The 25,042-nt window shown below is 71.9% G+C and carries 20 protein-coding genes; 9 read left to right on the forward strand and 11 right to left on the reverse strand.

What is annotated here, in order from left to right; translation table 11 throughout:
• The first annotated feature begins 6 nt into the window (after positions 1 to 6).
• The 3 genes from ACIA8L_RS26920 (at position 7) to ACIA8L_RS26930 (ending at position 3,587) form a co-directional block, all read left to right on the forward strand.
• Positions 7 to 960 (forward strand): carbohydrate ABC transporter permease, encoded by a 954-nt coding sequence (locus tag ACIA8L_RS26920; RefSeq protein ID WP_395909141.1) that lies wholly within the window; start codon positions 7 to 9, stop codon positions 958 to 960.
• On the forward strand, positions 957 to 1,940 hold the full coding sequence (locus ACIA8L_RS26925; protein ID WP_395909142.1) for a carbohydrate ABC transporter permease: 984 nt from the start codon (positions 957 to 959) through the stop codon (positions 1,938 to 1,940). Before ACIA8L_RS26920 ends, ACIA8L_RS26925 begins: the two co-directional genes overlap by 4 nt.
• 63 nt (positions 1,941 to 2,003) lie before the next feature.
• A complete protein-coding gene (locus tag ACIA8L_RS26930; protein ID WP_395909143.1) occupies positions 2,004 to 3,587 on the forward strand; it encodes a glycoside hydrolase family 13 protein in 1,584 nt (527 codons plus the stop codon).
• 399 nt (positions 3,588 to 3,986) lie between these two features.
• On the opposite strand, the gene ACIA8L_RS26935 is transcribed toward ACIA8L_RS26930, so the two are convergent.
• The gene (locus ACIA8L_RS26935; protein ID WP_395909144.1) at positions 3,987 to 4,886 is read right to left on the reverse strand and encodes a multiprotein-bridging factor 1 family protein; all 900 of its coding nucleotides are present in this window, start codon (positions 4,884 to 4,886) and stop codon (positions 3,987 to 3,989) included.
• Between the two features lie 69 nt (positions 4,887 to 4,955).
• On the opposite strand from ACIA8L_RS26935, the gene ACIA8L_RS26940 reads away from it, so the two are divergent.
• A complete protein-coding gene (locus ACIA8L_RS26940) occupies positions 4,956 to 6,596 on the forward strand; it encodes an alpha-amylase family protein (protein ID WP_395909145.1) in 1,641 nt (546 codons plus the stop codon).
• Here the strand turns inward: ACIA8L_RS26940 and ACIA8L_RS26945 are convergent.
• Positions 6,571 to 8,292, reverse strand: coding sequence for a putative bifunctional diguanylate cyclase/phosphodiesterase (locus ACIA8L_RS26945; RefSeq protein ID WP_395909146.1), 1,722 nt, complete (start codon positions 8,290 to 8,292; stop codon positions 6,571 to 6,573). The genes ACIA8L_RS26940 and ACIA8L_RS26945 overlap by 26 nt on opposite strands.
• 169 nt (positions 8,293 to 8,461) lie before the next feature.
• On the reverse strand, positions 8,462 to 10,771 hold the full coding sequence (locus ACIA8L_RS26950) for an FtsX-like permease family protein (protein ID WP_395909147.1): 2,310 nt from the start codon (positions 10,769 to 10,771) through the stop codon (positions 8,462 to 8,464).
• Positions 10,772 to 10,944: 173 nt separating this feature from the next.
• Here ACIA8L_RS26950 and ACIA8L_RS26955 point away from each other — a divergent pair, with 173 nt between their 5' ends.
• Both ACIA8L_RS26955 and ACIA8L_RS26960 read left to right on the forward strand, forming a co-directional pair.
• Complete coding sequence (locus ACIA8L_RS26955; RefSeq protein WP_395909149.1) at positions 10,945 to 12,153, forward strand: sensor histidine kinase; 1,209 nt, start codon at positions 10,945 to 10,947, stop codon at positions 12,151 to 12,153.
• 59 nt (positions 12,154 to 12,212) lie between these two features.
• The gene (locus tag ACIA8L_RS26960) at positions 12,213 to 12,836 is read left to right on the forward strand and encodes a response regulator (RefSeq protein WP_395909718.1); all 624 of its coding nucleotides are present in this window, start codon (positions 12,213 to 12,215) and stop codon (positions 12,834 to 12,836) included.
• Here ACIA8L_RS26960 and ACIA8L_RS26965 read toward each other — a convergent pair.
• A complete protein-coding gene (locus ACIA8L_RS26965) occupies positions 12,805 to 13,941 on the reverse strand; it encodes an NAD(P)/FAD-dependent oxidoreductase (protein ID WP_395909151.1) in 1,137 nt (378 codons plus the stop codon). The two genes, ACIA8L_RS26960 and ACIA8L_RS26965, sit on opposite strands and share 32 nt — an antisense overlap.
• 134 nt (positions 13,942 to 14,075) lie before the next feature.
• Between ACIA8L_RS26965 and ACIA8L_RS26970 the strand changes: the two genes are divergently transcribed.
• Positions 14,076 to 15,179, forward strand: coding sequence for a hypothetical protein (locus tag ACIA8L_RS26970; RefSeq protein WP_395909152.1), 1,104 nt, complete (start codon positions 14,076 to 14,078; stop codon positions 15,177 to 15,179).
• Here the strand turns inward: ACIA8L_RS26970 and ACIA8L_RS26975 are convergent, their stop codons facing one another.
• Genes ACIA8L_RS26975 through flhA form a run of 3 tightly spaced genes read right to left on the reverse strand, consistent with a single transcriptional unit; the run spans position 15,180 to position 20,448 of the window.
• Positions 15,180 to 15,494, reverse strand: coding sequence for a hypothetical protein (locus tag ACIA8L_RS26975; RefSeq protein WP_395909154.1), 315 nt, complete (start codon positions 15,492 to 15,494; stop codon positions 15,180 to 15,182).
• Complete coding sequence (locus tag ACIA8L_RS26980; RefSeq protein WP_395909155.1) at positions 15,495 to 18,416, reverse strand: hypothetical protein; 2,922 nt, start codon at positions 18,414 to 18,416, stop codon at positions 15,495 to 15,497.
• The gene (flhA, locus tag ACIA8L_RS26985; RefSeq protein WP_395909157.1) at positions 18,394 to 20,448 is read right to left on the reverse strand and encodes a flagellar biosynthesis protein FlhA; all 2,055 of its coding nucleotides are present in this window, start codon (positions 20,446 to 20,448) and stop codon (positions 18,394 to 18,396) included. Before flhA ends, ACIA8L_RS26980 begins: the two co-directional genes overlap by 23 nt.
• 151 nt (positions 20,449 to 20,599) lie before the next feature.
• Between flhA and ACIA8L_RS26990 the strand changes: the two genes are divergently transcribed.
• On the forward strand, positions 20,600 to 21,811 hold the full coding sequence (locus tag ACIA8L_RS26990; RefSeq protein WP_395909159.1) for an EAL and HDOD domain-containing protein: 1,212 nt from the start codon (positions 20,600 to 20,602) through the stop codon (positions 21,809 to 21,811).
• 18 nt (positions 21,812 to 21,829) lie between these two features.
• On the forward strand, positions 21,830 to 22,912 hold the full coding sequence (locus ACIA8L_RS26995; protein ID WP_395909161.1) for a flagellar biosynthesis protein FlhB: 1,083 nt from the start codon (positions 21,830 to 21,832) through the stop codon (positions 22,910 to 22,912).
• Here the strand turns inward: ACIA8L_RS26995 and ACIA8L_RS27000 are convergent.
• Genes ACIA8L_RS27000 through ACIA8L_RS27015 form a run of 4 tightly spaced genes read right to left on the reverse strand, consistent with a single transcriptional unit; the run spans position 22,898 to position 24,988 of the window.
• The gene (locus tag ACIA8L_RS27000; protein ID WP_395909162.1) at positions 22,898 to 23,665 is read right to left on the reverse strand and encodes a flagellar biosynthetic protein FliR; all 768 of its coding nucleotides are present in this window, start codon (positions 23,663 to 23,665) and stop codon (positions 22,898 to 22,900) included. The two genes, ACIA8L_RS26995 and ACIA8L_RS27000, sit on opposite strands and share 15 nt — an antisense overlap.
• Positions 23,655 to 23,930, reverse strand: coding sequence for a flagellar biosynthesis protein FliQ (gene fliQ / locus ACIA8L_RS27005; RefSeq protein ID WP_395909163.1), 276 nt, complete (start codon positions 23,928 to 23,930; stop codon positions 23,655 to 23,657). The genes ACIA8L_RS27000 and fliQ overlap by 11 nt, the downstream gene beginning before the upstream one ends.
• Positions 23,931 to 23,945: 15 nt before the next feature.
• Complete coding sequence (fliP, locus tag ACIA8L_RS27010; protein WP_395909165.1) at positions 23,946 to 24,740, reverse strand: flagellar type III secretion system pore protein FliP; 795 nt, start codon at positions 24,738 to 24,740, stop codon at positions 23,946 to 23,948.
• Positions 24,737 to 24,988, reverse strand: coding sequence for a flagellar biosynthetic protein FliO (locus tag ACIA8L_RS27015; protein ID WP_395909166.1), 252 nt, complete (start codon positions 24,986 to 24,988; stop codon positions 24,737 to 24,739). The genes fliP and ACIA8L_RS27015 overlap by 4 nt, the downstream gene beginning before the upstream one ends.
• Between the last annotated feature and the right edge of the window lie 54 nt (positions 24,989 to 25,042).

The following is a 25,042-nucleotide window of genomic DNA, read 5'->3' on the forward strand; positions in this document are numbered from 1 at the left end:
TGTGTCGTGAGTGTCGTCTCTGACCGTCACCCGCGGGGCAATGAGGTGGTCGGCCGGGTCCGCAAGCGCAATCCGGTGACCTGGGTGCAGCGCGGCGGGCTGAGCTCGGTCCTCTTCGCGCTGCCGCTGCTGATCGTCTTCGGGGTCTTCTCGTGGTGGCCGATCCTGCGGTCGGTCGTCATGAGCTTCCAGAAGACCAACCTCGTCGGCACGCCGAAGTGGGTCGGCTGGGACAACTTCCACTACGTGCTCACCGATCCCGACCTGCCGACGGCGATCCTCAACACGCTCTACTTCGCGCTGCTGGCCCTGGTGATCGGCTTCCCGATCCCGTTGGTGACCGCGGTGCTGATCAGCTCGGTCCGGCGGCGCAAGGGCATCTACTCCGTGCTGTCCTACCTGCCGGTGGTCGTACCGCCGGTCGTCGCCGTGCTGCTGTGGAAGTTCTTCTACGACGGATCCCCCGACGGCGTGTTCAACACGATCCTGGGCTGGGTCGGGCTCGGTCCCTACACCTGGCTGTCGAGCCCCTCCCTGGCGATGCCGTCCCTGGTGATCGAGGCGACGTGGGCCGCGGCCGGCGGGACCGTCATCATCTACCTGGCCGCCCTCATCGGCGTGCCGGACGAGCTCTACGACGCGGCCGAGGTCGACGGGGCCGGCATCTGGCGCAAGGTGTGGCACGTGACGATGCCGCAGCTGCGCGGTGTCCTGCTCATCACCTTCATCCTGCAGATCATCGGTACCGTCCAGGTCTTCCTGGAGCCGTACCTCTTCACCGGCGGCGGCCCCGCGAACGCCACGCTGACGATCCTGCTGATGATCTACGACTACGGGTTCGGCCGGTCCCTGGGCGGGAACTACGGTGCCGCCACCGCGTTGTCCGTCCTGCTGGCCGCGTTCCTGGCCATCCTGTCCCTGGTGTACTTCAAGCTCACGTCCGGTTGGAGCAAGTCGTGACCACCCAGCAGACCATCACCGCGCGGTCGCCCGGCGGCGCCGCTCCCGCCCTCCCACCTCCGGCCGCCCGCCCGGCCCGGCGGCGCAAGGCCTCGCAGTTCGAGGGCGGCCGCGGCTTCGTCTCCAGCCAGGACTGGCGCAACCCCCGCATCGCCGGGGCCATGAAGACCCTGCACGTGATCCTGCTGGTACTGCTCCTCGTCGTCGGCATCGGCCCGATCCTGCTGCTGGCGAAGTATGCGATCACCCCGACGCAGGACATCATCCGCACCCCGCTGGCGATCTTCCCCAACGGCGTGCGCTGGGAGAACATCTCCGAGGCCTGGAACGACGTCCAGATCAGCCGGTACTTCCTCAACACCATCTGGCTCGCGGCCGGCTCCTGGTTCGTGCAGCTGCTCGTCGCGACCACCGGCGGCTACGTCCTGTCGGTCCTGCGCCCGGCCTGGAGCAAGATCGTCAACGGCCTGGTCATCGCCACCCTGTTCGTGCCGAGCGTGGTGCTGCTGGTGCCGCTGTACCTGACGATCCTCAACCCGCCGCTGGTCGGCACGTCGCTCATCAACAACTTCTTCGCCGTCTGGCTCCCGGCCGGCGCCAGCGCGTTCAACGTCGTGCTCGTGACCCGGTTCTTCGACAGCCTCCCGCGCGAGGTGTTCGAGGCGGCGAAGGTCGACGGGGCCAGCTCGTTCCGGCTGTTCTGGTCGGTCGTCCTGCCGATGTCCAAGCCGATCCTCGGTGTGGTGTCGGTGTTTGCGACCATCGCCAGCTGGAAGGACTTCCTGTGGCCCATGCTGGTGCTCAAGGACCCGGCCAAGCAGCCGCTGTCGGTGCGCCTGCCGGCGATCGCGTCGCAGACCGACCTGGGTGTGTTCCTGGCGTCGCTGGCCATCTCGACGCTCATCCCGGTTGTATTCTTCCTGGTCTTCCAGCGGCTCTTCCTCTCGGGCGCCGGCCTGGGCGGGGCCGTCAAGGGCTGAGCCCCCGCCACTGGCCCGGCCGTTCGCGTTCAACACTTCGATCTTCGAGAAAGCAGGTTCCTCGTGACCGACCAAGCTTGGTGGCGTAGCGCCGCTATCTACCAGGTGTACTTGCGCAGCTTCGCCGACGGCAACGGCGATGGCGTCGGTGACCTGGCAGGCCTGCGCTCTCGCCTGCCCTACCTGGCCGGCCTCGGGGTCAACGCGATCTGGATCGTGCCGTGGTACCCCTCGCCGCTCGCGGACGGCGGCTACGACGTGGCCGACTTCCGGGCCATCGACCCGATCTTCGGCACCCTGGCCGAGGCCGAGAAGCTCGTCGAGGAGGCCCACGCCGCCGGCATCCGGGTGATCTGCGACATCGTGCCCAACCACTGCTCCGATCAGCACGCCTGGTTTCAGCGGGCGCTCGCGTCGGCGCCCGGCTCGCCGGAGCGAGACCTGTTCTGGTTCCGCAAGGGCCGCGGTGAGCACGGCGAGCTGCCGCCGACGGACCTGCAGTCCATCTTCGGCGGGCCGGCCTGGACCCGGGTCGCCGACGGCGAGTGGTACCTGCACCTGTTCGCCTCCGAGCAGCCGGACTTCAACTGGGACCACCCGGCGGTGCGCGACGAGTTCGAGGACATCCTGCGGTTCTGGTTCGACCGCGGCATCGACGGCATCCGCATCGACTCGGCCGCCGTGCTCATCAAGGACCCGCTCGTCAGCGACGTCTACGAGGACAACGACGGCATCCACGAGGTCTACCAGGCGTGGCGGCGCATCGCCGACACCTACAGCCCGCCGCGGGCGCTCATCGGTGAGGTCTGGCTGCCCGACCACGCCGCCTTCGCCCGCTACCTGCGCCCCGACGAGCTGCACACCGCGTTCAACTTCGCGTTCCTGGGCGCGCCGTGGGAGGCCGCCGAGCTGCGCCGCGAGATCGACATGACGATCGACGTGCACGCCCCGGTCGCGGCCCCGGCCACCTGGGTGCTCAGCAACCACGACGTCACCCGCGAGGTGACCCGGTTCGGCCGCGAGGTGACCAACTTCGCGTTCGCCGACAAGCGCCGGGACGTCCCGTCGGACCTGGCCCTGGGCACCCGCCGGGCCCGGGCCGCGGCCCTGCTGACCATGTCGCTGCCCGGCGCCTACTACCTCTACCAGGGCGAGGAGCTCGGCCTGGAGGAGGTCGAGGACCTCGACGACGCGCTGCGCGAGGACCCCATGTTCCACCGCTCCGGGGGTGTGAACCCCGGCCGGGACGGCTGCCGCGTGCCGCTGCCCTGGTCGGGGACCTCCGCCCCGTTCGGCTTCAGCCCGCCCGACGCCACCGGCGAGCCGTGGCTGCCGCAGCCGGCGCACTGGTCGGAGCTCACGGTCGCCGCGCAGCAGGGCGAGCCCGGCTCATTTCTGCGGCTGTACTGCGACGCCCTGCGCATCCGCCAGGACGAGCCCGAGCTCGGCGACGGGCCGCTGCGCTGGCTGGATTCGCAGCCGCAGGTCCTGGCCTTCGCCCGCGGGGACTCCTTCGCCAACGTGACGAACCTAGGCACCGAGCCGGCCGAGCTGCCGCCGCACCGCGAGGTGTTGCTGAGCAGCGTCCCGCTCAACGCCGACGGCACGCTGCCCGCCGACGCGTCGGCCTGGATCCGGCTGGAGTAGCGGCAACACACACGGGGGTCTTGAACGCCGGGCGGTCGCACAAGTTGGCGGGTGCGACCGTCCGGCCCTATTTGTATGTACGGTCGTCTCTTAACTGTTAAGAGTGATCCGAACCCAGAGCGTTAACTGTTAAGGCGATCCACAATCTTGATGGCGCGTGTGCCGCCCAATAGGTTCTCCACCAAGGAAAGACTTCCTTGTGGAGGCGGCACATGCGTTCCACCCTGACCGTCGCGGCGACATCCCAGCCGTTCCGATGGTGACGCCGGGATTCTCCGGGAACAGAGGCGGGGCGCTGGCCACACCGGCGCCCCGTTGTTCGTCCCTACCGTCGAAGGTGTTGTGAAATGCCATCCAAGATTCTGTGACCAGCGAGTTTGTCCCGGCCGTCGGCCGCTGCTACTCCCAGTCCCAGCGCACGCCATAGCGCCCGGGGCCGTAGTCGAGGGCGATGGCGTGCACCGAGTGCCCGGCATCCGCCTCGATTGTGACCACCTGCTCGTCCTGATCGTCCATCTGCTGATATTGATAAATCGCGCGCGGCAATGCGGCGGGGTCGAAACACACCTCGACCACATATTCGCGGACCGGCAGCCGAAACTTTCGCTCGTACTGCGACGCCAGGGGAAACGGCGGATAATTGTGCAGTGCGTGCTCGGTGATCACCGTCTCGCCCTTGGCGAGCGGCCGGTCGAACAGCAACTCGGCCAGCAGCAGGCCGCTCTCGCGGGCCTCCACCACCCGGCCCAGCCGGCAGTTGCGCACCGGCGTCAATAACGGCAGCGGCGGCCCGGGCTCGTCGAGCCGGATGATCGCCACCCAGCGGTCCGGCCCGTCGGCCTCGGCCCGCAGCACCTGACGCACCACGATCGACGCCTCGCCCCGGTCCGGGCCGACGTTGATCCGGTCGTGCTGGCTGAGCCGGGTCAGCCGCTCGTCCCATCGGGTGTCGATGCCCTGGGCGAGGTCGACGATCAGCTCGCGCTCCGACCAGAACGCGCCCAGCGGCGCCTCGGCGCTCTTGTGCAAATGCCGCCCGCGGGGCCGGGGCGGACCGACCAGGGCCGCGAGGGAGCCGGGCTCGACCTCGAGGATTTTCTCCAGCTCGGTCAGGGCGGCGAGCGACTCGCGCCGCTCCGGCCGGCTGCGCCCGGTCTGCCAGTAACTGAGCGTGGCCAGACTGACCGAGTAACCCTCCGCGCGCAACCGCTCCTGGATGCGTTCCAGCCCCAGGCCACGTGCCTGGATTGCATCTCGTAGCGCGCCAGCGAAGTCGACCATCAGCCCCCCGGGAGCCATCCTCGCGTTCCGGGCCGCACACACGCAAGCGCGCGTTTGAGCTGAGGCCGAATCGGAGACCCGAACCGCATGGGCGAGCGGTGGTACACCGAGAGTGTCATCTATTGCCTGGACGTCGAGACGTTCCAGGACTCCAACGACGACGGCATCGGCGACTTTCAGGGTCTGATCAGCCGCTTGGACTACCTGACCAGGCTCGGAGTCAACTGCCTGTGGCTCAGCCCGATCCATCCGACGCCCGGCAAGGACGACGGCTACGACGTCACCGACTTCTACAACGTCGACCCGCGGCTGGGCACTCTGGGCGATTTCGCCGAGTTGCTGCATCAGGCGAACAACCGCGGCATCAAGGTGATGATCGACCTGGTGGTGAACCACACATCGGATGAGCACCCGTGGTTCCAGTCCGCGGTGTCGTCGCCGGACTCGCCGTATCGCGACTGGTTCGTCTGGGCGGACAAGGAGCCCGCCGACCGCCACCAGGGCATGGTGTTCCCGGGCGAGCAGTCGGAGACGTGGACGTACCACCGCAAGGCCCGGGCCTGGTACTACCACCGCTTCTACAACTTCCAGCCCGATCTCAACTTCAGCAATCCGGAGGTCCGGGCCGAGATCAAGAAGGTGCTCGCGTTCTGGATCCAGCTCGGCGTGGCCGGTTTCCGCATGGACGCGGTGCCGTTCATCATCGAGCTCACCGAGCCCGGCAACCCGAACAGCCCGATGGACTTCGACTACCTCTCGGAGCTGCGCTCGCACGTGCAGTGGCGGCGCGGCGACGCGGTGCTGCTGGCCGAGGCCAACGTGGAGCCGGAGAAGCTCCCGGAGTACTTCGGCGACGCCGGCGGCACCGGCAACCGCATCCACATGCTCTTCGACTTCATGCTCAACGGCCGCCTGGTGCTGGCCCTGGCCCGGCAGAACCCCGAGCCCGTCATCGAGTGGCTGCGCACGACCCCGAAGCTGCCGCCGGGCGGCCACTGGGCCACGTTCCTGCGCAACCACGACGAGATCGACCTGTCCCGGCTCACCGCCGAGCAGCGCGACGACGTCTTCACCGAGTTCGGCCCGGACGAGAACATGCAGCTCTACGGCCGCGGCATCCGCCGCCGGCTGGCGCCGATGCTCGGCGGCGACCGGACCCGGATCGAGCTGGCGTACTCGCTGCAGTTCACGATGCGCGGCACGCCGGTCCTGCGCTACGGCGAGGAGATCGGGATGGGGGAGGACCTGTCCCAGGTGGGCCGCTACGCGATCCGCACGCCGATGCAGTGGTCCTACGACACGAACGGCGGGTTCTCGTCGGCCGAGCCGATCCGGCCGGTGATCAGCAAGGGCGAGTACGGCTACGAAGAGGTCAACGTGACCGCCCAGCGCCGCGACGACCAGTCGCTGCTGGCCTGGTTCGAGCGGATGATTCGGACGCTGCGGGAGAGCCCCGAGGTCGGCAACGGCACCTGCACCGCGATCGACCAGGCGCTGCCGCCGGGCGTGCTCGCGCATCGGGCCGACGGGCCGACCGGCTCCATGCTCTTCCTGCACAACCTCGGCACCGAGGACGTCGTCGTGGACCTCAGCTCGCTGCACGCCGGGACCAACCACCCCAACGCGGTGTTCGGCGACCAGGACTACCCGGAGGTCGGGGACTTCTCCGAGCTGGCGCTCGGGCCCTACGGGTATCGATGGATCAGGTTGAAGCGGGTGAGCGCGTAAGGGGAATCCGGGCCGGCTCCACGGGCCGCCCGAAATGCCAGCCCTGGCCGAGGTCACAGCCCAGCGCGGCCAGGCGGGCGGCCTGGTCGGCGGTCTCGATGCCCTCGGCGGTGACCGTCATCTGCAGCGTGTGCGCGAGGCGGATGACGGTCTCGACGATCTGCTCGTCGACGTGGTCGCTCTCCAGCTTGCGGATGCCGGCCATGAACGCCCCGGCCAGCTTCAGCCCGTGGACCGGCAGGTGGCGCAGGTAGGCCAGGTTGGAGTAGCCGATCCCGAAGTCGTCGATGACGATCCGCACGCCCAGGTCGGCCAGCTGGCGCAGGGTCTGCACGGGGCGGCCGGTCTCCTGCATGAGGACCGTCTCGGTCAGCTCCAACTGCAGGCTGCCCGGGGCCAGCCCGGTCTCGGCCAGCACCGCCCGCACGTCGTCGAGCAGTCGCGGGTCGCTGCACTGCCGCGGGGAGACGTTGACGCTGATCAACAGCGGGTGCCCGGGGTGGCTCGCCTGCCAGGCGGCCGCGGCCAGGCACGACTCGCGCAGCACCCACCGGCCCAGCGGCAGGATCATGCCGGACTGCTCGGCGACCGGGATGAACGTGTTGGGCGAGACCGTGCCCAGCTCCGGGTGGCGCCACCGCAGCAGCGCCTCGGCCCCGTGCAGGCGATTGTCGGCCAGGCCCACGAGCGGCTGGTAGACCAGCTCGAATTCGCCGCGCTCGAGCGCGCCCGCCAGGCGCCCGGTCAGCCCGTATTGCAGCAGCTGCTGGGCGTTGCGCTGGGCGTCGAACACCGCGTAGCGGGCGCGGCCGTCGGCCTTCGCCAGGTAGAGCGTGGCGTCGGCGGCCCGCAGCAGCTCCTCGGGGTCGGCCCCGGCCGCGGCCTGCTCGACGATGCCGATGCTGGCCGACACCGCGAGCTCGTGCCCGTCGAGCCGGACCGGCTTCGCGAGCGCCTCCAGCATCGCCTCGGCCAGCTCGGTGAGCTCGTCCGGCCCCTTGGTGTCGCGCACGACGACCACGAACTCGTCGCCGCCGACCCGGGCCACGAAATGCCCGGCCGCGTTGACGCAGCCCCGCAGCCGGTCGGCCAGGGCGACGAGCAGCTGGTCGCCGTAGCCGTGCCCGAGTGTGTCGTTGATGGTCTTGAACTCGTCGAGGTCGAGGAAGCACACGCCGATCCGGGACCCGTCGCCGGCGTCGCGCAGCGCCTCGGCGAGGTGGCCGTAGAGCAGCACCCGGTTGGGCAGGCCGGTGAGCGGGTCGTGGTGGGCCTGGTGGTGCAGCTCGCGCTGGAGGGTGTGCTCGGCGTCGGTGAGCGCGCGGGTCCAGGCCCGGCGGATGCGCTCCTGGTCGTCGAGGATCTTCTGCCGCTCGGCCCGCGCGAAGCCGGCCGCGAACCCGCCGAGCACGTCGCCGGTCGCGTTGGGCATGAGCACGCTGATCGAGCGCTGCAGGGCCTCGGGGCTGTTGAGCCCGACGGACACCAGCGCGGCCCCGACCTCGGCGGCCGCCGTGGAGTCGCCCTGCTCGAGGGCGCCGGTCAGCCGGACCGTCTGCTCCTCGAAGAACCGCTTCAGCGCGTCCGCGGTCAGGTCCAGGTAGCTGGTCTGCCGCACGGCCGCCAGCCACTGCCGCGCGAGCTGCGACAGCGCAGGGTCGATGGCGGCATCGCTCCCGCTGTCCGAGCCCGCCACTGCATCACCCCCGGCGAAGATTACTGCACCAGGGCCCCGGGCTGAATCGACGCTCAGTGGCGCTGTCCGACTGTTTCGGTGAGGTCTGCGAGCCGACCTGGGCTTTTACGGTTTGCCGGCCAACCCGTTCATAAATCCGAGCTTGACGGCCTACAGGCTCGGCGAGTGCTCAGTCCGCGCGCAGCGCGCCGACGGTCCGCACCCGCGCCGCCCACACCGCCGGCGGAAGAGCCCCGGCGACGGCGATGAGCACCCCGGCCCCGGCCAGCAGCACCAGGACGGACGGCGGCAGCGCGGCGGTGACACCGGCCGGCAGGGTGAAGCCGGCCGAGCGGCCCATGGCCGGCACGAGCAGTCCGTGCAGGGTCCGGCCGGCCACCACCCCGGCCACCGCGCCGAGCAGCCCGGGCCCGAGCACGGACGCGACGATCGCGGCCACGGTCTGCACCGGCGTCATGCCGATCGCCTTCTGGATGCCGATGTCGCGGGCCCGGGCCCGCACCTCCAGCAGCACCACGTTGAGGACGCCCAGGGCGGCGACGGCGGCGAGCACGGCGCCCAGGGCGGTGGTAAGGGCGATGGCGGTGAGCAGGCTGCCGCTCGTCCGGTCCGGGATGGGCTCGGCGGTGGCTCCGGTCCCGGCCAGGGAGTGGTTCAGCCGGTCGGCATAGCCCGACGGATCACTGCCGAAGAGCAGGGTTATGTGGTACTCCCTGTGCTCCGGCAAGGCCTCGGCGACCGCGACGGTGGCCAGGTCGGTCATCAGGTTCAGGCCACCGTTGGAGGTATCGAAGACCTCGCCGACCAGCCGCACCGCGATGGCGGTGCCGTGCACGTCGACGGTGGCCGAGTCACCGACGCGCAGGCCGGCCGCGGTCAGGAACGCCGTGGCCACCACCGCCTCGCCGGGCCGTTCGAACCAGCGCCCGACGGTGAGCCGGTACGCGCCCGAGGCGTCGCCGGTGACGGCGGAGACGATGATCGCGCCGGGCCGGCCGGCGAGCACGGCCTGGGTGACCGCAACGCCGTACCGGGCGCCGGTCCCGGGCTGCGCGTCGATGGCCCGCGTGACCGCATCCTGGTCCGGGCCGGCCGCCGGCGGCACGGTGACGAGGACGTCGCCGCCGCGCGGGCGCGCCTCCTGCAGCCGGCCGAGGGAGGCGGTGAGCCCGGCGGCCAGGGTGACGGTGGTGGCGCCGAAGACCACGGCGGCGAACACGGCGGCGGCGCGGCCGGGCCGGCTCATGGTCCGGGCCAGTCCGAGCGCGACCGGCGCCGGCAGCGGCCAGATCGATACCGACCTGGCCTTGCCGATCGGCCGGGCCGGGCCGGTGGCCAGGACCTCGACCGCGGCCAGACGCGCGGCCCGGCCCGCCGCGGCCCCGGCGACCGCGGCGACCAGGGCCAGCACGGCGGCGGTCGCGGCGGCGGCGACCCCGGGCGGCAGGCCCGGGCCGGCGACTCCGTAGACGTCCGCGGTCTCCGCGAGGATCGGCACCGCGAGGAGCTCGCCGGCGACCAGGCCGAGGACCGCACCGGCCGACGCCGGGATCAGGACCTGGGCCAGGTACATCATCAGGATCTGGCCGGGGCCGCACCCCACGGCCTTGAGCACGCCGATCCGGCGCCGGTCGGCGCTCACCGCCCCGGCGATCGTGTTGGCGGCGACGAACCCGCTGAGCATCAGGCTCAGCAGGGCGAAGACGAGCAGGAACGGCACATACAGGGTCGCGCCGCCGGTCACCGTCGCGCGGACCACCAGCCAGGACTGCGCACCCCGGACCGACTCCGGCGGCAGCGCGGCGACGATCGCGGCCCGTGCCGCCTCGACCTCGGCCTCCGTCCTGGCCTGGCCGAGCCGGTAGAGCAGCTGCCAGCCGACCGGCGAGCCCGGGGTGGTCAGCGCCGCGACCTGGTCCGGTGCGACCCAGGCGTCGGCGCTGTGGCCGGCCGAGCGCGCGGTGCCCACGACCGTCAGCGCCGGTCGGCCCGGCCGGTCCGGGAAGACCACGGTGCTGCCGAGCGGCGGTGGCGGCGGGTCGGCCGCGAGCACGATCTCACCGGGGCCGGTCACCCAGCGGCCGGTCACGACGGCCACGCGGTCGACCGCCGCGACCGGCGTGGCCCGCCCGGCGATCCGCAGCGCCGACATCTCCTTGCCTTCCATCCAGCCGGTGCCGGGCCCGCCGTATGGTGTCGCCGCCACCGTGGCGAACGGCCCCGCCACCGCGGTGACCCCGGTGACCTGGCCGGTGCGCGCCACCTGCGCGGCCGCGGCCCGGCCCGGGTCGACCTCGACCGTCAGGTGGGCACCCCGCTGAGCGGCGAACGCGCGGTCGAACGGGCCGTCCGACGCGACCATCAGCCCGCCACCGAGCACCGCCGCCGACACGGCCGCCGCCGTGCTCAACCCGACGGTGACGAACGCGATCCGCCGGCGCCGCACACCTGAGCGCACGACCGTCCACCAAGCTCTCATCCGGCGAGGCTATGGACGGCCCCGGCGGCCGCGCGTCGGGCCACGGCCGGACCCGGGTGCCTCCGCCGGCTGAACCGGCCGCCGGCTCATCCCCGCGATGTAGTCCAGCGATGTAGCGGGGCTCGGCGCCGCAGCGGATGTCGCCGGGCCGCGGCGCCGGAGAGAATGGGGTGATGTGGCGGCTCCGCGACCGGGCCCGGGAACTGGCCCGGCCCACCGGCCCCCGCCCGCGGCCGGACCGGCGGGCGTGGCTCTTCGACGCCGCCCTCGCGCTGGTGCTGACCGGGGTCGGGGTGCAGTACGCCCGCGAGCATGCGGGTGATGCGTGGCCCGGGCCGGTGGCCGTCGCCGTCGTCGCCGGTGTGGCGCTGGCCTGGCGGCGGCGCTATCCGCTCGCGGTGCTGTGGATCGTCACCGGTGCGATGCTGCTCGCGCCGGCCGAGGCGGTGCGGCCGGAGTTCTACGCCTGCGTCGTCGCGGCCTACAGTGCCGCCGCGTTCAGCCCGTACCGGGTGCCGGCGCTGGCCGGCCTGGCCGTGGCGGCGCTGGCGGCCATGGCGGCGCCGGACTCGTCGCTGCCGACCGTGCCGAACGAGTATGTGCCGTTCGCGATCCTGGTCCCCGTGGTGCTCGCCGCCAACGGGCGCCGGGCCTGGCAGCGGCGGGCGGCCGAGCAGCGGGAGCGGTTCGCGGCCGCGGCGCGGGCGGCCGAGGCGGAGGAGCGCGCCCGCATCGCGCGCGAGCTCCACGACGTCGTGACGCACCACGTCAGCATGATGATCATCCAGGCCGGCGCGGCCCGGCACACCCTGGCCGGCGCGCCCGACCAGGCCATCGGCGCGTTGCTCGCGGTCGAGGCCAGCGGTCGGGCCGCGATGACCGACCTTCGCCAGGTGATGGGGCTGCTCGCGACCGAGCCGAGCCCGGCGCCGGCCGACGGCGCCGATCCAGGACCAGGCTTGTGTCGCCCGGCCGCGTTGGAGCCGTTGCCCGGGCTGGACCGGCTCGAAGCGCTCGTCAGCGGCGTGCGGGGGAGTGGCGTGGCCGTCGCGCTCGCCGTGCACGGCACGCCGCGGCCGCTGCCCGACGGGGTCGACCTGGCCGCCTACCGGGTGGTCCAGGAGGCGCTCACCAACACCGTCAAGCACGCGGCCGGGGCCGGTGCGCGGGTCGACGTGCATTACGGCGCCGACGAGCTGCGCGTCGAGGTCACCGACACCGGCTCGGCGCGGTCGGGCCCGGGTGGCGCGGGCGGTCCGGGCAGTGGGCGGGGGCTCATCGGGCTGCGGGAACGGGTCGCCGTGCTTGCCGGGACGCTGCGGGCCGGGCCGGAGCACGAGGGCTTCGCCGTCCGGGCCGCGTTTCCTCTGGAGCGGGTGTGACCGCGGCCGTCCGGGTCGTCATCGCCGACGACCATGCCCTGGTCCGGACCGGCTTCCGGATGATCCTGGCAGCCAACGGCATCGACGTGGTCGGGGAGGCCGCCGACGGGCTCGCGGCGATCGACGTCGTCCGCCGCACCCGCCCCGATGTCGTGCTCATGGACATCCGGATGCCTGACCTCGACGGGCTCGAGGCGACCGGGCGCCTGGTGACGGGTACCCCCGAAGATCCTTGCATCATCATCCTGACCACGTTCGACCTCGACGAATACGTCTACGCCGCGCTGCGCGCCGGTGCCGCCGGCTTCCTGCTCAAGGACATCACCCCGGAGCATCTCGTCCTCGCCGTCCGCACGGTCCGGTCCGGTGACGCGCTGCTCGCCCCGGCCGTCACCCGCCGCCTCGTCGAACGCTTCGCCCGCCGCCCCGGCCCCGCTCGCCCGACCGACCCGCGGCGCGGCGTCGCCGGCCTGACCCGGCGCGAGCTCGAGGTGCTCCACCTGGTCGCGCAGGGCCTGAGCAACACCGAGCTGGCCGCGCGCCTGTTCCTCTCCGAGGCCACGGTGAAGACCCACGTCGCCCGGGTGCTCGCCAAGCTGGGCCTGCGCGACCGCGTCCAGGCCGTCGTGTTCGCCTACGAGACCGGGCTGGTCAGCCCCGGCGAGACGGGACCGCCCGGGTGATGGCGGCCAGGGTGCGGGGGCTCAGGAGGCCGTCGCCGAGGCCCAGCTCGATCAGGGCGTCGAACACCCGCTGGTCGCGGTCGGCGGCGTGCACGGCGGCGTCGACGATCCAGCGGCGCTGGCTCAGGGCGGCGGCGGCCCGGGAGTGGCGCAGGTGGCGGCCCAGGCGGGACCGGAGGGCGCGGCGGTAGCGGCCGGCCGGGTCGTCGGTGTGGGTGGCGGCCGCGCCGGCCAGGGCGCCGGAGAGGACGGCGTAGAAGATGCCCTCGCCGGTGAACGGGTTGATGAGGGAAAGGGCGTCGCCGGCCAGCAGGAGGCGGCCCCGGCCCGGCGGTGGGCGGTGGGTCGACAGCGGCAGGTGGTGGGCGCGCAGGCCGGTGGCGCCGGCCGTGTCGATGTCGGGGAGGAGCTCGGCCAGGCGGGTCAGGAGGCGGGTGCGGGTCAGCGGGCGGCCGCGGAGGACCTCGCCGTAGCCGATGTTGGCGCGGCCGTCGCCGATCGGGAACGCCCAGGCATAGGCTGGCCAGCCCGACTCGGTGGTGATGATCCGCTGCTCGGGAGCGAGGTGCGGGGCGTGCGCGTAGCCGCGGATGGCCAGTGCCAGGTGACCGGGGGCGTTCGGGGCGTGGCCCAGCGTCTTGCGGACCAGCGAGTAGGCCCCGTCGGCGCCCACCACCGCCCCGGCCCGCAGCTCGCCGTCGATGACCACGTGGTCGCCGCGGTCCTCGACCCGCCGGACGGTGTGGCGGCGCAGGGTGGCGCCGGCCCGCACCGCGGCCTGGACCAGGCGGTCGTCGAAGACCTCGCGGGGGATCGTGTAGGCCGGGCGGGCGTGCGGGCGGGCGACCTCGGCGCCGCCGGGGCCGGCCAGGCGCAGGGCCGGGACCGGGGGGTAGCCCGCGGTGAGGTCGGTGACGCCCAGCGCCCGGGCCACGTCCACGGCGTGCGGGGCGATGCCGTCGCCGCAGGGCTTGTCGCGGGGGAAGCCGGCCTTGTCCAGCAGCAGGACCGTGGCCCCGGCGTTGCGGGCGGCCAGGGCGGCGGCGGAGCCGGCCGGGCCCGCCCCGACCACCACGACGTCGAACCGGTCGCCGGAAAGGGTCATGGGGTCGAGCCTGCCACCATGGCCGGTCGGGCGCACCCGTCGGCGGGTGGTGGGTGCGGGGTCCGTCGATTCGTCACCGACGCGGGGACGCATGGTGGATCCGGCTGGTTGTGGCGGCTGGTTAGGCTCGTCGCATGCCCTGCCCCACGTGCTATTTCCCCGGCAACGCGCCCGGCGCCACGCAGTGTTCGCAGTGCGGGTCGCCGTTGACGCCCGTGGGCGGGCAGTATCCGAACTCGGCGCCGCCCGGGGGCGGCCAGTATCCGATGCCGACGCCGGTGGCGTACGACGTGCATCCGGTGTCCGGGCCGGGACAGCCGCCGGCGCCGCAGTTCCCGCCGATGCCGCAGTTCCCGCCGCCCGCCCCCGCGGCCTATCCGCAGTCCGCGCCCGCGGCCTATCCGCAGCCTGCTCCGGCGGCCTATCCGCAGTATCCGACGGGTGGATATACGCAGGTGCCGCCGCCGGTCTCGGGGGCGCCGTATCCGGGTATGCCCATGTCGCCGACGCCGATCTCCATCACGCCCGCCTCGGGCGCGCCGGACCCCGGCTACTACCAGCCGCTCAAGCCCACCCGCTCGCGGGCCCTGCTGCCGCTCACCGTCATCGTCGTCGTGCTGGTCATCGCCAGCACCGTCATCGCGGTCGTGAAGCTCAAGGGCGGCGGTGACGACAATCCGACACCGCCCGTCGCGGCCTCGGGCACGGCGACCGGCGGCCCGACGACCACGGCCCCGGCCACGACCGATGCGGCGGCACCGACCACCGCGGCGGCCACGACCAAGGCCAGCGCGGACCCGGTGGCGCAGGCGGCGGCCGTCGACGCGCTGCTCAACGCGAGCGTGTCCAGCCGCAAGAAGCTCAACGACGCGATCCAGCTCATGGGCAACTGCACGCTCGTCGAGAAGGCCATCGGGGACATGCGGGCGGCCGGCACCGAGCGCGAGGCGCAGATCGACAACATCGGCAAGTTCGACCTGTCCGCGATCCCCGAGGGCGAGCAGGTGCGGGCCGCGCTCAAGGAGTCGCTCGGCTTCTCCCTCGCGGCCGACCGCAGCTTCGTGCAGTGGGCGCAGGCGCAGCAGAGCTCCGGCTGCGGCGGCGGTGGGCAGTCGTACTACGACGAGGCCCAGAAGCAGTCGAAGAACGCCACGGACGCCAAGAACCGGTTCCTGGGCGTGTGGAACCCGGTCGCGAGCCGATACCAGCTGCAGACCCGGTCGTCCGACAATATTTAGCTAGGAGTCCTCGGCGCGCCGCTGCTGGAACGGCTCGCCCGCGACGGCCTCGGCCCGCACCGGCTCGTCGGTGCCCGGCTCGGTGGCGCCTTCCGGCGTGTCCGGGCGCTTGCGGGGCTCGTCGGGCTTGTGACCGTACCCCCGCGTAATCATGCGGAAGACGGCCAGCATCACCGCGGCCACCGGCACCGCGATCAGCAGGCGGAGCAGGGCCGTCTTGACGTCGAGCGCGTGGGTCACGAAGCCGGCGTAGAGGGCCGGGGACGCGATCAGCAACGCCAGGAGCAGCGTCGAGTAGCGCGCCATACCCAGCATCTACTCACCCACCAGGCTCAGCCGCTCGCACAGCATCGCCGCCCACTGGAACGGGGTCGACGGGCGGCCGTCGAGCAGAGCCACCGGCATCCGCAGCGACAGCGGGCTGGCCGGGTCGCCGCTCGAGCCGGTGCCGCGCAGGCAGATCGCGTCGACGCGGCGCAGGCCCTGCAGGTGGTGAGCGACATCGGAGGTCTTGCGGCTGGCGTCGACGACGACCCAGACCGCCACCGGTCGTACCGCCTCCACGATCGCCGCCGCCCACGTCGCCTCGTCCAGGGCCGCCTCGACCGCGACCACGCTCGGCGCGTCGGACTTGCGCAGCTTCTTGGCCCACAGCCGGGCGTCGTGCGCACCGGTGATGCGGCGCTTGCCGTCGATGCCCGCGGCCGCGGCGTTGCGGCCGGCGAACAGGATGTGGTCGGCGTCGAGCCGCTGCGCCTCGGCCACGAACCGGGCGACCTCCATCGCGTGCGTCGACTCGCCCACCACGATCAGGGTCTCGCCGGGGGCGTCGGGCGCCGGGTCGGCGACCGGAAGGGCGGTGAACGCCTCGACGATGGCCCCATAGGTGTCGCCCGTGGTCGCACGAACAGAAATATCCGGGGGTACTCCCAGAGACTGCAACTTCCGCGCCAGCACCGTGGCACCGCCGTTGCCGCCGTTCGGGCCGCGGTCCGTGCGGTCACCCTTCTCGGCCATGGCCGCGGCGGCCTCGGCGGCCGCGGAGGTTTGCTGGGCGTACGCGCCGCCCAGCCGCTCACTCGCGGGCGGGGTACGCGGCTTCTCCACCGTGGCGGTCGCTTCAACAGGCATTCGGGACTCCTGCGGGGAATCGGTCGGCCGGAACTGACCCGGCTCACTACGGTTTGGTCCATCAGGTGCGAGACCGTCGTCTTCATACGGCGATCCGTCCGGTCCGGGCGACCCGGTCCACCCGTCCGCGCCGGTCCAGGCCGGCGGCGGGGGCACCGGGCCCCGCGGGAAGGTGCCGCCCAGCCGGCCGGGCGACGCTGCCCGGGTCGGCGGGAGCGGGCCTGCTGGTCGGCCGGAGCGCGACGGCGCCGCGGCCCCGGGTGGTGCGGTGGTCGCTCGGGCCCGAGCCGGCCGCGACGGCACGGCGAACCCCGCCGGCGCGGCGTCGCCATAGGCTGCGTCCCCATACGCGGGGAGCTCCGGCGGCGCTGGGAACCCTGGCGGTGCCGGGAATCCGGATGCCGTGGGGAGTTTCTGCCGGGCCGGGTAGCCCAACGCCCGGGCGTACTCCGGTGGCGGCGCGAACCGGCCCCCCGCGCGCCGCCCGGACGCGCTGCGCAGGGCGTCGCCGGTGGCCATCGGCACGCCGAGCGGGGGTGGTGGACCCGAGCCGGTCGACGGCCGCCCCCAGGCGACGGTGGCGAGGTCGGCGGGGCTGTCGGTGCTGTACCGGCGCGCACCCCGTTGTGCGCTCCAGGGGTCGGGCTCGCCGCGCAGCCAGTCCTGTTCGAGGCGGCTCCAGTCGACGTCGATTCCCGGCGGGACCTCCGGGTCCATGCCCGCCGACACGAGCGGGTCGATGACCGGCGGCGGTGGGAAGGCCGTCGTCGCCGGCGGCGGATACGCGGCCGACGGGTGCGCGGCCGGTGGATATGCGGGCGGTGGATATGCGGCCGGAGGCGGGAATTCGGCCGATGGTGCCGGCGCCGGCGGCGGGAATGCGGCGGGCGGGAATGGGGCCGGCGGCGCTGAGTCGACCGCGGGTGTGGCGGTGGCCGGCGGCGCGGCCGGGCGGATCGTCGGCGGGTTGGCCGGGGTCCAGCCGGCGGGCGGGGCGGTCACCGGCCTGACGGTGGGCGGCGGGGCGGCCTTCGCGGACGGCGGCGCGGACGCGGGGCCGGCGGCGGGTGCCTTCGACTGGGCGGCCCGGATCTGGTCGGCTCTCGTTTGGGCGCCCCGGATTTGGTCGGCTCCGGTTTGGGCGGCTTCCGTCTGGGCGGCTCTGGTTTGGGCGGCTCGGGTCTGGGTGCCGTTCGCTTCGGCCGTGCTCGCTGCGAACGTATTGCTGTCGGAAGGCCCGGCGTGCGGCGTCCTGGTGCCCGAAGCCTTCGCGGCCGGCGCGTTCGCGGTGGGGGGCTGGGTGTCGGTGGTCTTCGCCGGTGGTTTCTCCGCCGCCGTCGTTGCGCCGCCGTTCGCCTTCGCCGCCGCAGTTTTACCGGCCGGCTTCGTGGCGGCGTTGTTGGGCCGGGCGGCGGCGGACTGTGCTGCGGCGGACTGGGCGGCTGCGGACTGGGCGGGCGCGGCGGGCGTGGCGTTTCGGACCGGCGTGGGGTTGGCCGGTGGTGTGGCGGGGCGGGCCGCGGGGTTGTGCTGGGCGGCCTGGGCGGCGGCCGGTGGCGGGGGTGTGCGCAGGCTCAGTTTGGCCACGGGCTGGTCGGCGCCCGCGCGGATGGGGCGGACCGACGGGGCGGCGGGCTCGGCCGGCTCGTTCGGTGCCGTCGGCTCCGCGGCCAAGAGGCGGTGCAGGGCGTCGGCGGCGGTTGCCGGGCGATCGGGCAGTACCCCCGCCGCCGTTTGCTGCTCTTTGTGCTGGGCCTCGGCCAGCAATTCGGCGAATGCGGACGCGGCCGTCGGGTTTTCGCCCCGGCGTTCCGCCGCATCCGCCATCGCGGCCAAATCTTCGATGCTGATCTGGCGTTTCGGCGTGTCGTCTTGGTCGGTGGCGGGAGCAGATGATGAAGTGGTCTCAGCGGGGGCGGAAACGACCTCGCCGGGGCTCGGAACCTCGACCGTCAGCTCATATTTCTGCGTGCCGAAAAGACCGCCGACGCCACCGGACCGGACCTTTTCGGCCGAGATGATGACAGCGTCGGGCCCGTGTTCGTCGCGCACTTGCGCGAGCAGTTCCTCGAGGTCACGACCTTCAAGCAGCAACCGGGTAGGCACCGTTCACCACCCCAATAGTCTCAATTCGCAGCGTACTCCCGGTGATCTCTGAGTACGACAGAACCGGCAAACGCGGTAGCGCCATCTGCACCAGGCGGCGCAATGCGTTGCGCAGTTGTGGCGAGCAGACCAGGACGGGGCTCACGCCGCGCTCCTCGCCCTGTTCGGTGAGGCGCGTGAGGTCGGCCAGAATGGACTCGGCGCGGCCGGTGTCGATGAGCAGCTGCAGGCCGTTGTCGGTCGGGCGCATCGATTCCAGCAGTTGCTGTTCCAGCCGGGGCTCCAACGTAATAGCGGTCAGGGTGCCGTCCTGTGAATAGCGGTTGGCGATGGCCGGGCCCAGGGACGCGCGGGCGGCCTCGAGCAGGCTGTCGGCGTCGGTGGACTGCTTCGCCTGCAGCGACAGCGCCTCGTAGATGCGGACCAGGTCGCGGATCGGCACGCCCTCGTCGAGCATCGCCTGCAGGACCTGCTGCACCTGGCCGAGGCTGAGCGCGGCCGGGGTGAGCTCCTCGACGACGACCGGGTGCGAGCGCTTGACGATCTCGGTGAGCGCGCGCACGTCCTCGCGGCCGAGCAAGCGGCTGGCGTGCACGCGGACGATCTCGGCCAGGTGCGTGATGATGACGGACGCGCGGTCGACGACGGTGGCGCCGGTGAGGTCGGCCTGGTGCCGCAGTTCGGCCGGGACCCACTTGCCGGCCAGGCCGAAGACGGGCTCGACGCCGGCCCGGCCGGGCAGGAAGTCCAGGCCCTCGCCGATGGCCAGGACGGTCCCGGGCGGGGCCTGACCGCGGCCGACCTCGACGCCGCTGATCCGCACCACGTAGTGCGACAGGGGCAGGTCCAGGTCGTCGCGGGTGCGCACCGGCGGCATCACGATCCCCAGCTCCAGCGCGACCTTGCGGCGCAGCGCGCGGACGCGTTCGAGCAGATCGCCGCCGCTGGCCTCGACCAAGTCGACCAGGTCGGGGGCGAGGGCGAGCTCGAGCGGGTCGACGCGCATCTCGCCCAGCAGCACCTCGGTCGGGTCCGGCGGGGCGATGTCGGCCTCGGCCGCGGCGAGCGCGGCCTGGTCCTCGGCGCTCGGCTCGCCGGTCTGCTTCGGCAGCCGCAGCGCGATCGCCAGCACCCCGCCGCCGGCCAGCAGGAACGGCAGCTTCGGCAGGCCCGGCACCAGGCACAGGGCCAGGGCCGCGCCGCCGGCGATGAGCAGGGCGTTGCGGTGCTGGCTGAGCTGCTTGCTGACGGTCGAGCCCATGTCGCCGTCGCTGGCCGAGCGGGTCACGATGAGGCCGGTGGCCACCGACAGCAGCAGCGCCGGGATCTGCGAGACCAGGCCGTCACCGACGGACAGCAGCGAGTACGTCGTGATCGAGTCCTGCGGCGACAGTCCCCGCTGCAGCATGCCGATCGCGAAGCCGCCGACCAGGTTGACCATCGTGATGATGATGGCCGCGATGGCGTCGCCCTTGACGAACTTCGACGCACCGTCCATCGCCCCGTAGAAGCTCGCCTCGGAGGTGACCTCGGTGCGCCGCTTGCGCGCGGTCGCCTCGTCGATCAGGCCGGCGTTGAGGTCGGCGTCGATCGCCATCTGCTTGCCGGGCATCGCGTCGAGGGTGAACCGGGCCCCGACCTCGGCCACCCGCTCGGCGCCCTTGGTGATGACGATGAACTGGATGATGAACAGGATCAGGAAGATGACCAGGCCGACGATGAGTGAGCCGCCGACGACGAAGTGGCCGAACGCGTCGATGACGTGGCCGGCGAAGCCGTTGGTGAGCACGAGCCGGGTCGCGCTGATGTTCAGGGCCAGCCGGAACAGCGTCGCGATGAGCAGCAGCGACGGGAACGACGAGAAGTCGAGGGCGCGCTTCACATACATGCTGACGAGCACGATTGTGAGCGCGAGGGTGATGTTGGCGGCGATGAGCGCGTCGAGCACGAACGCGGGCAGCGGCACGACCATCATCAAGATGATCAGCACGATGCCGATCGGCACGACGTACTGCGAAAGCCGCTTCGGCACCGCCCGCTGTTCCTTCCCGCACCTCTGGTCGTTGTCCACCTGATCGGTGGCGAACGGGTAGTTCTGAGGTTTTTCTTTGGTTGCAGGGCTGAGTGCCGATCGGTCCTGCGTGCAGCCCGCAGCAACCTCCTCCCGCGACTCCACTCAGCTCGTGCACATCGGCCGCCAGCCCATCTACGACTGGGGCGGCCACGTCGTGGGCTACGAGCTGCTCTTCCGCGGTGCCTCCGAGGACCTCGAGGCGACCCGGCGCAGCTCGTACGCGACAAGTCAGGTCATCGTCAACGCGTTCACCGAGTTCGGCCTGGAGCAGCTGGTCGGCGGTCGCAAGTGCTTCATCAACCTGACCCGGGAGTTTCTCGTCGGGGACCTGCCGCTGCCGTTCGACCCCGACCACGCGATCCTGGAGATCCTCGAGACCGTCGAGATCGACGGCGCGGTGCTGTCGGGCACGGCCCGCCTGGTCGAGCAGGGCTACGAGATCGCGCTCGACGACTTCGTCTTCGGCCTCGGGCACGAGCGGCTGCTGGGGCTGGCCGCCTACGTCAAGCTGGACCTGCTGATCCGGGAGCCGGACGAGCTGGCCGCGGTGGTGGAGCAGTGCCGGCGATACCCGGGGGTGAAGCTGGTCGCGGAGCGCCTCGAGTCCGAGGAGCACATCCTGCTGGCCAAGCGGTTCGGCTTCGACCTGCTGCAGGGCTACGCGGTCGGCCGGCCCCAGGTGCTCAGCGCCGTCGCGCTGTCCCCGTCGCGGCTGCGGCGGCTGGAGCTGCTCGGCGCGGTCACGGCCGAGGACGCGGATCTGGCGAAGGTCGCGGCGATCGTGCAGGGCGACCCGGCGCTGTCCTATCGCGTGCTGCGCGCGACGAACTCGGCGGCGAGCGGGCTGCCCCGCCGGGTCGCGTCCGTCCGCGACGCGGTCGTCCTGCTGGGCTCGGCGAAGATCCGGCAGTGGGCCGCGCTCATGCTCGTCAGCGATGTCGCCGAGTCGGCCAGCGAGGAGCAGCTGTCCAGCACCATGGCCCGGGCCCGGCTCTGCCAGACCGTCGCCGAGCGGCTCGGGCTCTCCGGCGAGGCCGCGTTCACCGTGGGGCTGCTGGCCGGTGTCGCCGAGCTGATCTCCGAGCCGATCGCCGAGATCGCCAACCGGCTGCCGCTGACCGTCGAGATCGTCGAGGCGCTCGTCGACGGCCACGGCCGGCTCGGGCAGGTGCTGGCCACCGTCCGCGCCTACGAGCTCGCCGACGAGCAGGCCCTGGCGGCGTCGCCGGTGTCGTCCAGCGAGCTGGCCAAGGCGTACCTGTCGGCGGTCGGCTGGTCGATGAAGACGATCGAGGGCGCGCTGGGCACCGGCCCGGCGTAGCGCCCGTTGGAGTAAGCGGTGGCCGGGGAAAAGACCGAGCAGCCTACCGAGCAGAAGAAGCGGCAGGCCCGAAGGGAAGGCACCCGGGCCCGCACCCCGGACCTCGGCGCGTGGGGCGGCGTGCTGCTGGCGAGCTTCCTGATCCCGTGGACCGCCCGCGAGCTGGCGACCCGCACGCAGGCGCTGTTCAACCAGAGCACCCAGGCGTTCATCGACCCCGAGCCGGCCAAGGCCCTGCGGCTGATGAAGGGCGCGGCCTGGGACCTGGTCGTCATCGGCGCGCCGATCACCGTCGGGCTGTTCGCGTTCGTCATCCTGGCCGCCGCGGCGCAGGGCGGGCTGCGGCCGGCGACGAAGCTGTTCAAGCCGGACTTCAAGCGGCTCAACCCGATCAAGGGCCTGAAGAAGACGTTCGGCGGCCAGGCCCTGTGGGAGACGGTGAAGTCCCTCGCGAAGGTCGTCGTGCTCGGCCTGGTCGTCTACAACTCGATGAAGACGCTGGTCCCGGCGCTGCTGTCGGCGACCGCGGTGCCGCTGCAGACCGTCATCGGCATGGTCGCCTCCACCGTCATGCACGTCGTGCAGATCGCCGCCGCGACCGGTCTCGTCCTCGCCTTCGCCGACTACTTCGTGGCCAAGCGCCGGGTCAACAAGCAGCTGAAGATGTCGAAGGAAGAGGTCAAGGAGGAGCACAAGAAATCCGAGGGCGACCCGCACGTCAAGGGCCAGATCCGGGCCCGCCAGCACGCGATGGCCCGCCAGCGGATGATGGCCGACGTGCCGAAGGCCGACGTGGTGGTGGTCAACCCGACGCACGTGGCCGTGGCGCTCAAGTATGAGCCGGACAAGGGCGCGCCCCGGGTCGTCGCGAAGGGGGCCGAGCTGGTTGCGGCGAAGATCCGCGAGATCGCCACCGAGCACCGGGTGCCGCTGGTGCAGGACGTCCCGCTGGCCCGCGCGCTCTACGGGGCCTGCGAGGTCGGCGACGAGATCCCGCCCGAGCTCTTCGGCGCGGTCGCCCGCGTGCTCGCGTTCATCATGCTGCTGAAGTCGAAAGGCTCGGCGGCCGGGCTGCACAGCAATGTCCTAACCGCCGAATAGCTCCAGGATCAGGTTGATGGCGCGGGTGGTCAGGTTCGCCATCGCGTTGGGGAGCAGCATCATGGCGGTACCGGCGACGGTCAGGGTTAAAAAGATCTTCGCCGGATAGCCGAAGGAGAACGGGTTGAGCGCGGGGGCGGCCCGGGTGAGCAGGCCCAGGGACACGTCCACGGCCAGCATGATCCCGATGAGCGGAGCCGCGATCTGCAGGCCCGCCAGGAACATCTGCGTGGCCCCGGTGGTGACGATCTTCGTGAAGTGGGTCATGTCCATCGTGCCGTTGAGGGGGATCGCCGTGTAGGACGCCGTGAACCCGCGCAGGATCAGCTGGTGGGCGTCCGTGGCGTACATGATGGCCATGGTGATCAGGCCGTAGAACCGGCCGAAGACCGCGTTGCCCTGCAGCGAGAACGGGTCCAGCGCGAACGCGAGCGTGAAGCCGCCGACGAGGTCGATGAGGTTGCCCGCGATCTGGGTGGCGGCGAAGATCAGCATGGTCAGGAAGGCCAGCGCGGCCCCGACCGCGGCCTGTTCGACCGCGTTGGCGACGAGGAAGCCGGTCGACATCTCGGCCGGCACCTGGCTCGCCAGCTTCGGCGCGAGCGGCAGCGCGATCGCGATGGAGAGCAGGCCCTTCACCGTGGTCGGCGTGCCCTTGTTGCTGAACGGCGGGCACAGGGCCAGCCACACGCCGGCCCGGATCGAGGCCAGCAGGATCGCGGTGACGGTGCTGAGCGAGAGGTCAAGCGCCATTGATCAGGTCGGGGATCTGGGCGTAGAGCTGCTCGGTGTAGTGGACCATCTCGTGCAGCATCCAGTTGCCGGCGATGATCAGGGCGGCTCCGATGGCGGCGGCCTTCGGCACGAAGCTGAGCGTGCTCTCCTGGATCTGGGTGACGGACTGGAACAGCGACACCGCGAAGCCGACGACGAGCGCGGTGAGCAGGATGGGCGCGCCGAGCTTGGCCGCGATCGTCATGGCCTGGACGGCGAGTTCGATGATCTTTGTGTCGGTCATGGTGTGGTACTCCGATCAGCTGCGGTAGCTGGCCACGAGCGCGGTGAGAATCAGGCCCCACCCGTTGACCAGCACGAACAGCAGGAGTTTGAAGGGCAGGGCGATCGAGACCGGGGGCAGCATCATCATGCCCAGGGACATCAGGGCGGCCGAGACCACCATGTCGATCACCAGGAAGGGGATGTAGATGACGAAGCCGATGATGAACGCGGCCCGCAGCTCCGACAGGATGAACGCGGGGATCAGCGTGGTCATCGGCACGTCGTTCTTGTTCTTCGGCGCCGGCCGGTCGGCGATCTTGGTGAAGAGGGCGATCTCGTCCTTGCGCGTCTGCTTGAGCATGAAGTCGCGCAGCGGGGCCGAGCCGTCCTTGAACGCCACCGACTGGGTCTTCTCGCCCTTGATGTAGGGCTGCACGCCGTCCTTGTTCACGCCGGACAGCACCGGCGACATGATGAACAGGCTGATGAACAGGGCCAGGCCGGCGACCACCTGGTTGGGCGGGACGTTGCTCAGGCCCAGCGCGTTGCGGGTGATGCTCAGGACCACGAAGACCTTCGTGAAGCTCGTCATCGTGAGCAGCAGCGCCGGCGCGACGGACAGCAGCGTCAGGGCGACCAGGATCGTGATGGACTGGCTGGGTTTGACGCCGTTGACGTCGATGTTGACGGTGCCGTCGGGGTTGCCGTCGATCACAGGGGCGCTCGGCGTTGCCGGTGGCTTCGGGGTCGGGACCGCTTCGGCGATGCCCGGGGACGCGAGGATGCAGAGGGCCAGCAGGAGCAGTACCGCCGCCGCTGTTTTTTTCACGGCGTGCTCTTCCGGAACAGTTTCAGCGCCTGCTCGACCACCGGATTCTCGAGCGGTGCCGGCTCCGGGAACAGGGCGGCGTCCGCGTCGGCCAGCAGGGACACGCCGGCGTCGCTGACACCGAGGACGAGCGCGCGGTCGGCGACCTTGACCACCGCGACCGACGAGCCGCGGCTGAGCTGCTGGCGTGCGACCACGGTGAGGGCTCCTCCGCTGCGGCTGCCGAGCGGGCGCCGAGCCAGCCGCATCAGAGCCCAGAGTATCGCGAAGACTACGGTGAGTGAGCACAATACGCGGAGTAC

The sequence above is a fragment of the Dactylosporangium sp. NPDC051541 genome, from assembly GCF_044454505.1.
Classification (GTDB): Bacteria; Actinomycetota; Actinomycetes; order Mycobacteriales; family Micromonosporaceae; genus Dactylosporangium.

What these genes read in the sequence shown, in the direction of transcription:
- ACIA8L_RS26935 (WP_395909144.1), bottom strand. Translation starts at nt 4,886, where the DNA reads ATGGCTCCCGGGGGGCTGATGGTCGACTTCGCTGGCGCGCTACGAGAT.
- ACIA8L_RS26940 (WP_395909145.1), top strand. Translation starts at nt 4,956, where the DNA reads ATGGGCGAGCGGTGGTACACCGAGAGTGTCATCTATTGCCTGGACGTC.
- ACIA8L_RS26950 (WP_395909147.1), bottom strand. Translation starts at nt 10,771, where the DNA reads ATGAGAGCTTGGTGGACGGTCGTGCGCTCAGGTGTGCGGCGCCGGCGG.
- ACIA8L_RS26955 (WP_395909149.1), top strand. Translation starts at nt 10,945, where the DNA reads ATGTGGCGGCTCCGCGACCGGGCCCGGGAACTGGCCCGGCCCACCGGC.
- ACIA8L_RS26960 (WP_395909718.1), top strand. Translation starts at nt 12,213, where the DNA reads ATGATCCTGGCAGCCAACGGCATCGACGTGGTCGGGGAGGCCGCCGAC.
- ACIA8L_RS26965 (WP_395909151.1), bottom strand. Translation starts at nt 13,941, where the DNA reads ATGACCCTTTCCGGCGACCGGTTCGACGTCGTGGTGGTCGGGGCGGGC.
- ACIA8L_RS26970 (WP_395909152.1), top strand. Translation starts at nt 14,076, where the DNA reads ATGCCCTGCCCCACGTGCTATTTCCCCGGCAACGCGCCCGGCGCCACG.
- ACIA8L_RS26975 (WP_395909154.1), bottom strand. Translation starts at nt 15,494, where the DNA reads ATGCTGGGTATGGCGCGCTACTCGACGCTGCTCCTGGCGTTGCTGATC.
- ACIA8L_RS27000 (WP_395909162.1), bottom strand. Translation starts at nt 23,665, where the DNA reads ATGGCGCTTGACCTCTCGCTCAGCACCGTCACCGCGATCCTGCTGGCC.
- fliQ (WP_395909163.1), bottom strand. Translation starts at nt 23,930, where the DNA reads ATGACCGACACAAAGATCATCGAACTCGCCGTCCAGGCCATGACGATC.
- ACIA8L_RS27015 (WP_395909166.1), bottom strand. Translation starts at nt 24,988, where the DNA reads ATGCGGCTGGCTCGGCGCCCGCTCGGCAGCCGCAGCGGAGGAGCCCTC.